This window comes from Paenibacillus wenxiniae (genome assembly GCF_039822605.1).
Taxonomy (GTDB): Bacteria; Bacillota; Bacilli; order Paenibacillales; family Paenibacillaceae; genus Saccharibacillus; species Saccharibacillus wenxiniae.
Map to the genome: position 1 here is coordinate 422714 of NZ_JBCGUH010000001.1, position 12818 is coordinate 435531.

A 12818-nucleotide genomic window follows, 5' to 3' on the forward strand; every position below is an offset into this window, starting at 1 on the left:
GAATGTTTAACCGAAAAGGCAGGCACCACCTCCTTCACGTCTATCCATTCTTATGCTACTGATGTGATATAGCACAGTTGTCTGGCTGGCAAAAATGTATGTAGCGACGTGTAGCAAAGCACGAAACCCAAACGGCTCCACTACACCTGCCTGTATATGTTGGACTTCCTCATTTCGATTCTATTCCTGCACGTACAGGGGCATTCCCCGTGCGAAATTGCTGGACAAGCACGATGCTGATAAGCAGTACAAGCGCAAACACCGCAAAAATCCACAATGTCGGTCTTACTGACCAGTTATCCATACTCCATCCGATCATATATTGCAGTACCGATCCGCCAATACCGCCTGCGGCGATCAGTGTACTTGTCGTCCGCTCTACCATTCCCGGCATGAGCGTATTGGCGAATACAAGTCCGATCGAGAACAGACCTGAAATGCAGAAGCCAACCCCAAAGATGAGCACATACATCATAATCGGACTGGAAAAGAGCGCCAGTGCGACAATGAGCAACATCGAGGCAATCGTACTGCCAATTAAAAACGGTGCATAGCTCATCGATTCCGCCATCCGTCCGACAAATAGACGCCCAACGGTGATCGCGCCCCAGAAAAAGGTAACGCTGAGCGAAGCTGCCGAATCGCTAATTCCGATACTTTCGATCAGAATCGAAGGCAGGAAATTCATCATCCCCAGCTCAATGCCCATATAGACAAAGAAGAACAGGACGAAAATCGATAATATTTTGAGTTGACCAGCTTGATATTTCGGCTTGGCTGGCGTAGCTGATAGATCAGTCTTGATCTGATCCTGATGCAGATGAGCTGAGCTATCCGCAGGCATTCTCATCCAGAACAGCAGCAGGACGAACGTAGATAACGCCACCGTATAAAACGATAAATTCCATACTCCCAAATAAATGTACAGGCTTGCCAGCGCCGGAAGCAGCATCGAGCCAACGCCAAAATATACATCCAGCTTGGTCATGGCAACCGCTTTTTGCTCCTCAGCAAATTCAATCGTAAACGCACCGATCGAAGATTCGATAATCCCGGAGCCAAAGCCAACAAAAATCGTCATCAACACCATCAGTCCCCAGGCAGGCATCGTCCCCATCACGGCATAAGCAAGTGTAATCGCTATCAAAGCAATTAAAAGCAAACGTTTGCGTCCAATCCCAGCTGAGAGTGCAGGCGAGACCAATACCCCTGCTAGAAAACCGATAAATTGCAAAAATAACAGTGTGCCACCATCGCTATAACTACGATGATAATGCGGCAAAATGACCGGCAATAACGCACCAAGCATAACGCTCGTAATACCGATCAAAAAGTAAAATGCACAGCTTAATCTGAAAATTCGTTTCATGTTCACCGTCACCTTCCCATAATTATGTTTAGGAGCTTGATATTTCCAGTCAATTTCCACATAATGAATGAGCGCACAACCTGTAAGAGGCTGTTGCCCATAATAAACCGCTGCAAAGGAGCAATGATAATGACGAACGTGCTGGAAAATTTCACTGAGACGACATTGGACGAACGACTGAAATGGCATTCTCCACCTGAAAAATGGTCGATTTCTCCCGAAAAGCAGGTGCTCACTTTCGAGCCGCTGGCGGAGACTGATTTCTGGCAAAAAACGCATTACGGCTTTCGTGTAGATAACGGACACTTTTTATTTGCTGAGGTCAAAGGCGATTTTCAAATGACCACACGTGTCCGTACATATCCTGTGCACCAATATGATCAAGCCGGGTTAATGGTGCGGTTTTCTGATCGCTGCTGGTTAAAAACATCGGTTGAATTCGAAACCGACGGTCATGCCAAACTTGGTGCAGTTGTGACCAATAACGGCTATTCAGACTGGTCCACGCAAAATTTTAGAGCTGGCTTTACCGAGTTGATGTTCCGAATCACCCGCGTGTCTGGCGACTACACGATTGAATATGGCGAACCAGCAGACGATACAACAGCAGAACCGACATGGCACCAGATGAGAATTGCGCATCTGTTTGATGATGTGGATGACCAGACCCCTTTCCAATGTGGTGTCTATGCATGCTGTCCACAAGGACATGGCTGTCAGGTCGAGTTCGACTTTTTGCACATTGTCCAACAGGGCATATAAACCATATAAACCTACCATTTAATTTTATGTATATTAATTATATATATTACAATTATTAACTATAGTCGCTTTTATGATGACGTTCAATGTAAAATTTACGTCAACTTTTACATGTGAAAGTTGTTTAATAGTCCATACCTATTATCGTTCATGGCATAATATGGAAGACGGAAGCTTGTTGCTACGATTATTTGATGTGTAAGTATACCAATATCCGTTTTACTATATAATGGAAATCAGTTCAAATTGAAAAGCAGAAATAAACACGAGCCTGTTCGTGTTTGTTCCTGCTTTTTTCATATTGTTAACTATAGTACCTAGCAACTAAAAAATGTTGGTGAATGAGTTGATATTGCGCCTAATGACGGTATTTTCAGCATAATGGCTGCTTAACCATTTATTTGATTATTTTATAGCAATAAGGCTTGCCAATATGCAATCTGTTCGCTATAATGAGAACATAAGTTCCCAAAACATTAGTTCCCATAAGGTGGTGACATGAATGGCTGTCTTTTTATCCACAGAAGAACGTTCCCTGGTAAAAAGCTATTTGCTGCTGACGCATATTCAAAAGAAATTCGACCATGATGCCCGTGCTATGGAGCATCAAGACGCACTCGATAATGGTGCATTGTACATGGAAGTAATCCAGGGCGGTGCAGATCGCACCAATTTGCTACTGTCTGAAGTACGGCGCGATTTGCGCAAACATCAGCTTCGGCTGTATGAGGTCAATCAATCTGAACATAACGTGGAAGCGCAGATCCTTTGCAAGGGTCATCATGGAACCTTTCACATCCCTGCTGACGAGTTTCATCGCGAAGCCTCTGCACGCATGCGTGCGTACCTGGGCTTAGGTCCGATTAGCGCAGCTGCTTCGGTCTCTAAAGAGCGTGCAGGTAAAGTAGATCAGGACACCGCTGTTCCTTCTCCTTCGCGTGTACGTGAGCCAGCACGTTATGCAGGCGGCTATGTGCCTTATCGTACAGGAACATAAGTATCACCCTAGCATAGATATGATGATGGAATCGACGCGGTTTCACTGTCATCTAGCATGCTAGCTAGTATAGGTTTGCCTCTGTCTCTGCCTGTAGCACGATACACAACTACCCGGCTTTATCCATATATGAATAGCTTCAACCCGATAAGTAAGACGACCTATATCATAACTAGCAATATCTTAGCTAATTGGAAATCCGTACTTCGATATAGAAGTATAAGCTTTGTCCTTTCCGACACACAGACCGTAATTATCCCCCTATAATTACGGTTTACACACTTACGACGACGATATTCAGGCTCTGGCAGAGACAGTTTGAGCATATGTAGCTTGGCCATCCCATCTTGAGCAGTCTTCTATAGCTACACCAAAGACCTTGCACCGCATAGCGGATGGCAAGGTCTTTTTTGATCGGTATTATAGCTTTGTATTGTTATAGCTTTGTTAAAATTGTTCGAAATATTCAATGTGCCTACGGTGCAGCATTCATTATTCCTCAGTGTTTGCTTCCGCTGGAATCTCTTCATCCAGCGGGCTACGCCGTTCTTCTTTTGACGGCTGAATCAGGTAATGACGACTCAACTTGACCACATTTCGATTAGGACGACGAATCAATACATGCTCATCATCCCAGGCGATCACGATTCCACGAATATCATTGTCGCGAATATCGTCGCGCACGACGCGTACCTTTTCGCCAGATAGACGATAGGCATCCAGTTGTTCCTCACTAATCATATTGCTCTCCTCCTTCTGATTCAAAATATAGAATATACATCGCCGCATAACGACGTTACATGGCATTATTCCCGTTCCTATTGCCGGGATATCACTTGAGCGGCTTGTCGTACCGCAATCTCTATTGTACCGAAAGTACACAATATATGTACATATTCCGAGCCATATTCCAACGATAACAACAAAAAAAGACCTAAATGAATAGTCATTTAGGTCTTATTACAGCTAATAGAATGATAATCCAGATATGATTAACGCTGTGCGTGCTCTTTGGAATCGTTTTTCTCGAACCAATAATCTAGCACTTTAGCGGACATCACACGCTCATTAACGTACTCTACCTGATGATCGGAAAATTGTGATTCCCAGGCGAAGTCCAGTTCTTTAGACAAATTCACGATGGTTAGCAATTCAGACCATGCTACATAACGTTTGTACCAAAAGAACTGAGGATGCTCAATCATATAGGGATACAGGTCATCAAATTCAGTGTGCTTACAATCCAAAGCACGTTCGAAGTGTACTTTTGCGTCAGCCAGTTTGTTCAGGAAAAACTCTTCAGTAATCGGCTCTTTGCTCATTAGTCTGCCTCCCCTCCCTAACATATCTTTATTATAAGACAACGAGACCCCATTTGGAAAGAGAATATCGTATTTCGGTAAAATTGATGTAAGGTTATCCACGTCTGATGTTGCTTCATGGGGTTATATTTACACTATCGGTTACGTATGCCTATATCTTAAGATAAACCATAATAAAAAGCATGAATAATTTCAACAAATTATTTTAGCAAATTATCGTGCAACCTTGAGTGATGAAGCATCAAGGAATAAGCGGACGGACTCAGGTGGAGCCGCGAGAATCTTTTGGATGAGGTGAAAATGAAGATTCTCGCCCCTCCAAAGCAGTAAGATATTTTGCTTCGCAAAAATCATTTTTTCATCGAACCTCGTGTTAGGAAATCGCTAACACTAGAGCAGTAAGATATTTTGCTTCGCAAAAATCACTTTTTCATTGAACCTCGTGTTAGAAGATCGCTAACACTAGAGCAGTAAGATATTTTGCTTCGCAAAAATCACTTTTTCATCGAACCTCGTGTTAGGAAATCGCTAACACTGTAAATCGTCTTTTCCCTTTATTTCCTTGCCTCCGTTCTGTGCTTATCGCATCATATTAATTTCTTCGTCGTGTACACGATCATCATCGTATACATTACAACTAATATGCACAAAGCTACAAAAAGAAAATAGATTGGACGATACAAAACAGGATTAAAGTATACACAGAAAATCAATTCTAATAAGCGTAAAGGCTAAGTTAGAATGAGCTTTAAAGTTAACATAAACTTTAAAGCTCATCAGACCTATTAATAAAACTACTTACATAGCATGACGTAATAACATTACTAGCATTTCCTACCCACTTACTTGATTAACCGAATGTAATATTGCCACCCTCTAGCGAAGCGATTTTCACAAGCGAATCGAGGCGAATGCCCTGTTCGCGGATGGTGTTGGCGCCGTTCTGGAAGCATTTTTCGATGACGATGCCTACGCCGACGAGGGTCGCGCCAGAGCGTTGGATGATTTTTACTAATCCACGAGCTGCGTCTCCGTTAGCGATAATATCGTCAATGAACAGAATGCGGTCATTTTCAGTTACGAATTGTTTGGATAGCATAATGTCGGTGACGATGCCTTTAGTGAACGAAGGAACACGTTCTACGAGTGCATCTGGGTCAGCAAGCAGTGTTTTTTTGCGGCGTGCGAATACGAGTGGTACGCCCAGTTCCAATGCGGTTGCAAAAGCGACCGGGATACCGGACGATTCAACGGTGACGACACGTGTAATGCCTTCCTCGCGATACAGGTTAGCGAACTCCTGTCCCATTTTCATCATCAGTTGTGGATCGACCTGTTGATTGAGCAATGCGTCCAGCTTGAGCACATCGCTTGATAATACGGTTGCTTCTTCCAAAATACGTTGTTTTAATTGTTCCATCATCTGTCCTCCGTCACTCATATCGATCGTGCCGAATGCATGCAAACAGTCGGCTCCTTGTCGTGGTGCTCCTTTGATGCTTCTACGATGTTTCTACGATGTTTCTTCATTGTTTGTTCAACACTTCTCATATCATAGACTTGTGTCTCTTATTAATACCTGCCTTGCGCTTTGAACCTTATACTCATGTATTCGTCATCTGGCATTCATTTCCTGCCTGCATAACCTATGCAACGACTACTCACTATCCGATTGGCTCACCGTCATATCGGTCATGCTCGTAATCGGTTCCTCAGGTACACATTCCAAATACAGCTTTTTCAACTCGTTCACAACATGGCCGAGTGAGTAATGATTCTTGGCTTTTTCCCAGCCTGTACGTGCCAGCTCATAACGATAGGAAGGGTCGGTAATGACTTTTTCCAGCGCTACGGCAAGCTCTTGCTCATGATCCGGTGGCACCAGCAGACCGTTGACACCGTCCTCGATCTGTTCAGCAATACCACCCACATCTGTTCCGACCAGTGCGAGCCAGCATAAGGCAGCCTCAGCAAATACCGAACCAAATGCCTCTGCTCGTGATGGCAGTACAAAAATATCGAAAAACGGCATGAATTCTTCAGGATGAAGGGTATATCCGTAAAAGATCGTATCTTCGTAAATACCAAGCTCACGCGCCATATTTTCCAGCTCGGTACGACTTGGGCCATCTCCAATAATATGCAGCACATACGCATGTCCACGTTGCTTTAAAATAGCACATGCTTTCAGCAGCGTATCCAATCCTTTAGCCGGTACTAGACGACAGACCGTCATCAGTTGCGGCACTTCATTTTCATGCGGGATCGGTTTAAAACGCTTTTCATCAAAGCCGTTCGGCAACACAACGATGCGTTCAGCATAGTCCACATACGGAGTCAGATAGCTTTTGAACGATTGCGAGACGGTCATCAGTCGGTCGGTTCGCAGCTCCAGCTCACGATAGAGTGAGATCAGGAACTGCTGCTCCATACTGCCGTCCTCAATTTTTCCGTTCAAGATCAGCTCACGTTCGTAGCTGGAGTGGATCGTTTGAATGATCGGCGTGTCTGGAAACACTTCTCGCATCACCAATCCAACGAGCGGATGGTGAGAGTGAATGAGATCATATGGCTTGGTTAGCCTGAGCTTCGCCCACCAGCGATAATCACGATACGTTTGAATGTATTTTTGCACGATCGGGCTTTCACCATAGATCGTCCAGTCAAATGTTTCAAATACGACATCGTCTTTGCCTTTGTTGCGAATGCGTTTGGGCAAAGAAAATAACTCCATCTCCCAGCGAGCCGAGCTAAAACGCTCCTGCAAATATGGAATCATCGATGATACGCCTCCCGGTTGTTCAGGAGGAAAAAATAGGGCTTGCAGCAATCTCAAGAATATTCCTCCTTTCCTGCCAGTTCATTGTCCGATGGATCATTCATCGGTACACACGTCTGCGCTTTCTACTACCCGATTGTATCACGGATTAGCAACAACCAACACAACAAAACCGCTCAAACATTGAGCGGTTTTACGGGAATATGCTATTTGTCGTTGTATTCTCTGTCATGAATGCTATTTTTACAGCTCGATTTCAAGTGTTCTTTATTTTATTGTTACTTATTGGACAGCTATTTAGCGATGACAGGCAATGATGCTGTATCCAATCATAACATGGCTATATGCAAGATGAAGATGTATGCGGCTGCATATAAGCTGATTACAAATTAAGTACAATACATAGTCGAGAAATTCAACAGTATCATCCATAGTAACAAGCTCAAGCATCACGGTTCATGTTCATAACTACGTCACAACCATTTTACACAGTGAGCTTGTATTACACCCTCACATCACAATACTTTTTCAGCATATGGTAGACGCCATCCTCATTGTTGGAAAGTGTCACCTCATCTGCCGCTGCCTTCACATCGATTGGTGAATTATCGACAGCGATACCTAGCCCTGCATAGCGGATCATTGACAGATCATTATAATAATTGCCGATTGCCATAATATGCTGAGGAGCAATTCCTTTTTGTTCCGCGAAAGCTTGCAGCGCAGCCCCTTTCGAAGCCTGCTGGTGCATCAGATCGATGAAAAACTCGCCACTTCGCTGAATATTAAACGTCGGTGTCCATACATTCCAATCGGCATATGCCTGTTCCAGTTTGTCCGGTTCGGCAAATACGCTCATTTTCAGCACCGGTTCGCTCAGCTCACTCCAGTGCGGCAACAGCAGCGGCTTCATATCAAAGCTTTGAAATTGAGCATACATCGCTTGAGCCGCCGCTTGCATATTTTCAAGCGAATCGACATAAATGCTATACGCGGTATTCACATCAAAATGCAGATCATGACTGCGGCAATAGCTCATATAGCTGTCTAATCCAGCTACATCAAGTGGAAATTGATGCACAATCTTGCCTGTTCCAGTATGAACGGTTGCTGCGCCATTATGAACGATCACATGTCCTTCCTCATGCAAACCGAGCTGCTTCATATACGGAATCGAATTGGTCGGCGTGCGTCCGGTACAAAATACAATTTCTACACCACGTCCAGCCAGCTCCTGTAACGCCTGCGCTGTACGTGGCAAAATCTCATGATCATCCGTTAACAATGTACCGTCCATATCCAGTGCAATCAGTTGATAGTGCATCTTTTTATCCCCATCCTTTGTTAGGCTGTTCTATCTTCGATTCGTTAGATGTACCTTTCTTTTACGCATACACTACGCTTTTACATTTATCTGATGCCATATTCCATCACCTCTAGCCATCCATCCAGCAATGGTTCGTTTTCAGGCTATCGGTTCTTCACTCTGATTTCGTTCATGCTCAGACTGTAGGTTCTTCACTCCGACCAAGCAGCTCCAGCTCAATCGCAGTTAATTCACGATAATGACCAAGCGGCAAGCCCGGATCAAGCTCCAACGCTCCCATTGAAATACGTTTAAGATAGATCACCTTTTTCCCTACTGCTTCGAACATACGCTTCACCTGATGAAACTTGCCTTCAGAGATTGTCAGTCGAATTTGCGAAACCGTGCCATCCGGCGTTTGCGATGATCCGGTAATCTCCAGTGCAGCAGGCATGGTCAAATATCCATCATCCAGCGTTACGCCTTCCTTAAAACGCGCTACATCTTGCTCGTTCACATCACCCAGCACATCGGCGATGTATATTTTGGGTACATGCTTGCGCGGTGATAGCAGTTCATGTGCAAGTTGACCATCATTGGTAAGCAATAGCAATCCTTCCGTATCTTTATCCAATCGTCCGACCGGAAATGGCTCAAAAACGCGAGATTCATCGTCCAGCAGATCGATTACTGTCCGATCGCGCCGATCTTCCGTTGCCGAGATTACGCCCTGCGGCTTGTTCAGCATAATATAAATAAATTCGCGGTATTCTACACGCTGTCCATCAAATTCGATCTCGCTATGGTACGGGTCCACCTGTAGACCGCTATCTTTAATCGTCTGTCCATCCACTTGAATGCGTCCCTGTTTGACAGCACGCTTTAGCTCGCTGCGTGTACCGTAGCCGAGATTGCCTAATATTTTATCAATTCGCTGTTTTTTCGCTGTAGTTCCCATTATCTACATCCATCTCCATCCTGCCGGGTATTCATTTTTCAGGTTGCCATCTTGTTGCCATTTGCCCCAGCCTACGGAATAGCCGTCAATACATACAAGCACATATCCTTTTGCTGTTACATCAGGATCACATTCGATGCGCTCCTCAGCAACCGACAACGTCTGTCCTTTCAAATAAGCAACCGATTCCGCCGAATCCAGCTCCAGATTCAGCCGTCGCTTCGCCTCCGCTGGGACGAGCGCTGTAGCCAGCGCATGACTGGCGGTAAAACGTCCATTTTTGAATGTTCCGAGATACCAGCCAGGTCGAATGACTTTCAATCCATGCAGTCGCTGTTCATCCAGTGGCGATACGTACAGATTGCTACCGTACACGATCATATAACGCGGATCAGCACTATCCTCATCATTTAACTGCATATTTAGCTCCTGCTGTTGGAAGGGTTCCCATGCAAGGATGCCGTCTTCCCGTTCATGGACTGGCTTAGCAGCATGACGTGTAGCCTGTCCTTTTTTGTCACTTTTCCCGTACTGTTTACTTGCTTTATCATTCCAGCGACGATCATGCTTGTCATGCGTAGAACCGCCATGTGTACGTTGCGGCTCCTTGCCTGCGTGCGCCGACTTATCCCGGCGCATACGTCCCGAAGAAGACACATCGCTCGCTTTATTATATGTTGAACCATCTGCTGCCCTAGTCGAACCGATAGCGATAGAACGATCACGGTTGCGTACTCCGGTATGATCAAGCACCGCCAGATAATGACCTTCACCTTCAATATGATGCGGCCACAGACGCACCGTATGATCTGTTTGCGCTATCGCTTCAGCGGACGGAGGTTGCTCACCGGCTGCCATTGCATTCAGCACAGAGCGCCCTTCGGCAAGTTCCTGTTCCACCCGTGCTGCCCATGTGCTCTGACCAGGCTGGAAATGTTCACTACCAGCTGGACGTGTCGCTCGAAATTCGGGATGCTGATCGAGAAAGACGGCAATGCTACGCTCATTTTCCTCCGGTGCAAACGTACAGGTGGAATAGACAATTCGTCCGCCCGGCGCCAGCATACGTGCAACCGTGCGTAAAATATCGCGCTGCATGATCGAACAGCTCTCTACCGAATGGTGGAGCCATTGCCGCGCCGCATCCTCGTCCTTACGAAACATCCCTTCACCTGAACAGGGGGCATCAACCAGAATTTTATCAAAAAAGCCTTCAAAACGAGCTGCAATCCGATCTGGTGTCTCGTTTAATACGATCGCATTACGTACACCGCTTAGCTCCAAATTTTTACCCAGTGCGCGAATCCGATCGGCGCTCAAATCATTCGTTACGAGTACACCCTGTCCCTGCAAAGCGGCTGCGATCTGCGTTGATTTACCACCTGGCGCTGCGCACAGATCAAGCACACGATCACCCGGCTCCACCTGCAATGCTTCGACCGGACTCATCGCGCTTGGCTCTTGAATATAATACAATCCGCTGTAATAATACGGATGCTTACCCGGACGCGCCTCCGCGTTCAGATAATATCCTGTTTCACACCACGGAATTGGACGCAGTTCAAACGGAGACTTGCTCCGAAATTGTTCATTGCTTATTTTCAATGTATTCACACGCAAACCTGCACGCGGTGATTGCTCATAGCTCTGGAGAAAGGCTTCATACTCCTTTCCTAACAACTGCTTCATACGCTGCAAAAATTGCGGTGGTAATTGTACCGCCATATTCCATACTACTCCTTTACATTCAAAATCAGTTCGTTTTATTTATACTAGATCAACCATCATTATCCACTAGATCTCGAATCAATCACAAGCAAATAGCGAGTACGCCAGCAACTATTTTAGCACAATCCGGGCGTGATCGGTCCCTTCAAATCAAAAAGCTTGCCGATGAAGGCAAGCTTTTGTACGTATGTGTAGCTGTTCCGTTTTATAGCTAGCGGTTTGCTGTACAATGGAATCGCGTAGATCGCTAATTTGCCAGCCATCGCTAATCTGTTGGCAGTTCCTTCGCTTTTGGCCCGCGTTCATAGCCGATACGTAGCGGCATATGGGGAGATAGCTTTTTGGAAGCTGCCTGTACCTCTTTACGCAGCAATGGATCGGTAATGTCAATCTCGATAGGGTAGAAATCAAACGGCTCGCGCTCATAGCGCTCCAGACGCGCGATATAGTCGCGCACATCTGCGATCAAGCGCTGCATATCAATGCCCAGCTTAGAATGAGAAGCTGCCGTCAGTTTGCGCAGACTGCTTTTCAACATTTTGATCGCACCGAGGCGTTTATTATAGATCGAGTTCACCGTCCCATTACGAAAATGAAACAGTCCCACCGCGACTTGGAGCAATCCTTTGTATACCGGCTCCCTGTCCTTTTCCAACCATAACTCCTCCAGCACCTCATGACATTCAAAATAGTCACGATCCCGGTTAAAATAGATCAGATAGGCGATATACAGCGGATCAAACTCATGACTCATTATGTTCCTCTTCGATCAAACGTGGGCCGGATTTGCGCAGCTTTCTCACCGATTCCCCTAGTTGTTTCAAGCCTTCAAAGTCCTGCTTTTCCCACAGTTCATTGAATTTCTGCTGACTTTCCAATGCCTCGGTCACTTTGTGCAGGAAGTATAAGCGATGGATATCTTTCAATACCCGCTGTACCAGATTCGCTTCATCTTCAAAACTTTTTTGTGCATCCAAAATATCCTCACGAATACTGGACATTTCATTATCCAAAATCATCGCTGCCTCCGCTGCCGTTTTCAGACGATCTCGAATCGGCGCAGGCAAGCTCTGACGATATTTATAATTGAGTGAGTGCTCAATCGTAGCCCAGAAATTCATAGCCAGAGTACGAATTTGAATCTCAGCAAGCACGATTTTTTGACCGAATGCGGTTTGCACCGGATATTCGGCAATCATATGGAAGCTGCGATAGCCGCTTTCCTTAAAGTTCGTCACATAGTCTTTTTCATAAAGAACAGTCAGATCTTTGCGGGCACGAATATATTGCGCGACCCAGCGAATATCTTCCACAAACTGGCACATGATCCGGATGCCTGCGATATCCTCAATTCCTGTATCAAACTGATCCATTGGAACGTCCAGACGTTTAGCTTTATCCAGAATGCTAGATATTTTTTTGACACGTCCGGTGACAAATTCGATCGGCGCGTACTCTTCTCTCTTTTTCAGCTCAGCACGCATCGTTTTGAATTTCACCTTCAATTCTTCAACCGCTTGTTCGTACGGAAGCAAGAATAATTCCCAGTCTCTGTCATCCATCTTCATGCCTCCTCAGTGTATGACCTGTGTCTTTT

The 12818-nt window shown here is 45.3% G+C and carries 12 protein-coding genes; 2 read left to right on the forward strand and 10 right to left on the reverse strand.

Features of this window, described 5'->3' with window-relative positions; all coding sequences use genetic code 11:
- Nucleotides 1-169: 169 nt before the first annotated feature.
- Entirely contained in the window at nt 170-1369 is a 1200-nt protein-coding gene (locus AAHF22_RS01805) for an MFS transporter (protein ID WP_347323255.1), read from the reverse strand.
- Nucleotides 1370-1498: 129 nt separating this feature from the next.
- Between AAHF22_RS01805 and AAHF22_RS01810 the strand changes: the two genes are divergently transcribed.
- Both AAHF22_RS01810 and AAHF22_RS01815 read left to right on the forward strand, forming a co-directional pair.
- Nucleotides 1499-2131: a DUF1349 domain-containing protein gene (locus AAHF22_RS01810; protein ID WP_347323256.1), complete on the forward strand. Its 633-nt coding sequence runs from the start codon at nt 1499-1501 to the stop codon at nt 2129-2131.
- A gap of 502 nt (nt 2132-2633) precedes the next feature.
- Nucleotides 2634-3128: a YhjD family protein gene (locus AAHF22_RS01815; RefSeq protein ID WP_347323257.1), complete on the forward strand. Its 495-nt coding sequence runs from the start codon at nt 2634-2636 to the stop codon at nt 3126-3128.
- A 492-nt stretch (nt 3129-3620) separates the two neighbouring features.
- Here the strand turns inward: AAHF22_RS01815 and AAHF22_RS01820 are convergent, their stop codons facing one another.
- From AAHF22_RS01820 to yjbM, 9 genes are all read right to left on the reverse strand, one after another.
- Complete coding sequence (locus tag AAHF22_RS01820; RefSeq protein ID WP_347323258.1) at nt 3621-3869, reverse strand: hypothetical protein; 249 nt, start codon at nt 3867-3869, stop codon at nt 3621-3623.
- 251 nt (nt 3870-4120) lie between these two features.
- Nucleotides 4121-4450, reverse strand: coding sequence for a hypothetical protein (locus AAHF22_RS01825; protein WP_188776511.1), 330 nt, complete (start codon nt 4448-4450; stop codon nt 4121-4123).
- Nucleotides 4451-5300: 850 nt separating this feature from the next.
- Entirely contained in the window at nt 5301-5870 is a 570-nt protein-coding gene (locus AAHF22_RS01830; RefSeq protein WP_347323543.1) for a xanthine phosphoribosyltransferase, read from the reverse strand.
- A 237-nt stretch (nt 5871-6107) separates the two neighbouring features.
- Complete coding sequence (locus AAHF22_RS01835; protein WP_347323259.1) at nt 6108-7286, reverse strand: glycosyltransferase family 4 protein; 1179 nt, start codon at nt 7284-7286, stop codon at nt 6108-6110.
- 445 nt (nt 7287-7731) lie between these two features.
- Entirely contained in the window at nt 7732-8553 is an 822-nt protein-coding gene (locus AAHF22_RS01840; RefSeq protein ID WP_347323260.1) for a Cof-type HAD-IIB family hydrolase, read from the reverse strand.
- A gap of 178 nt (nt 8554-8731) precedes the next feature.
- Nucleotides 8732-9493: a pseudouridine synthase gene (locus AAHF22_RS01845; protein ID WP_347323261.1), complete on the reverse strand. Its 762-nt coding sequence runs from the start codon at nt 9491-9493 to the stop codon at nt 8732-8734.
- A 3-nt stretch (nt 9494-9496) separates the two neighbouring features.
- A complete protein-coding gene (locus AAHF22_RS01850) occupies nt 9497-11218 on the reverse strand; it encodes an RsmB/NOP family class I SAM-dependent RNA methyltransferase (RefSeq protein WP_347323262.1) in 1722 nt (573 codons plus the stop codon).
- A gap of 268 nt (nt 11219-11486) precedes the next feature.
- Nucleotides 11487-11975 carry a DUF309 domain-containing protein gene (locus tag AAHF22_RS01855; RefSeq protein ID WP_347323263.1) on the reverse strand — a complete coding sequence of 163 codons (489 nt, stop codon included), beginning with the start codon at nt 11973-11975 and terminating at the stop codon, nt 11487-11489.
- A complete protein-coding gene (gene yjbM, locus AAHF22_RS01860; protein ID WP_347323264.1) occupies nt 11965-12783 on the reverse strand; it encodes a GTP diphosphokinase in 819 nt (272 codons plus the stop codon). The genes AAHF22_RS01855 and yjbM overlap by 11 nt, the downstream gene beginning before the upstream one ends.
- Between the last annotated feature and the right edge of the window lie 35 nt (nt 12784-12818).

Bases quoted from the DNA above. Each gene is read 5' to 3' on its own strand.
- AAHF22_RS01845 (WP_347323261.1), bottom strand. From the start codon at position 9,493: ATGGGAACTACAGCGAAAAAACAGCGAATTGATAAAATATTAGGCAAT.
- yjbM (WP_347323264.1), bottom strand. From the start codon at position 12,783: ATGGATGACAGAGACTGGGAATTATTCTTGCTTCCGTACGAACAAGCG.
- AAHF22_RS01825 (WP_188776511.1), bottom strand. From the start codon at position 4,450: ATGAGCAAAGAGCCGATTACTGAAGAGTTTTTCCTGAACAAACTGGCT.
- AAHF22_RS01840 (WP_347323260.1), bottom strand. From the start codon at position 8,553: ATGCACTATCAACTGATTGCACTGGATATGGACGGTACATTGTTAACG.
- AAHF22_RS01830 (WP_347323543.1), bottom strand. From the start codon at position 5,870: ATGGAACAATTAAAACAACGTATTTTGGAAGAAGCAACCGTATTATCA.
- AAHF22_RS01810 (WP_347323256.1), top strand. From the start codon at position 1,499: ATGACGAACGTGCTGGAAAATTTCACTGAGACGACATTGGACGAACGA.
- AAHF22_RS01855 (WP_347323263.1), bottom strand. From the start codon at position 11,975: ATGAGTCATGAGTTTGATCCGCTGTATATCGCCTATCTGATCTATTTT.
- AAHF22_RS01850 (WP_347323262.1), bottom strand. From the start codon at position 11,218: ATGGCGGTACAATTACCACCGCAATTTTTGCAGCGTATGAAGCAGTTG.
- AAHF22_RS01805 (WP_347323255.1), bottom strand. From the start codon at position 1,369: ATGAAACGAATTTTCAGATTAAGCTGTGCATTTTACTTTTTGATCGGT.
- AAHF22_RS01820 (WP_347323258.1), bottom strand. From the start codon at position 3,869: ATGATTAGTGAGGAACAACTGGATGCCTATCGTCTATCTGGCGAAAAG.
- AAHF22_RS01815 (WP_347323257.1), top strand. From the start codon at position 2,634: ATGGCTGTCTTTTTATCCACAGAAGAACGTTCCCTGGTAAAAAGCTAT.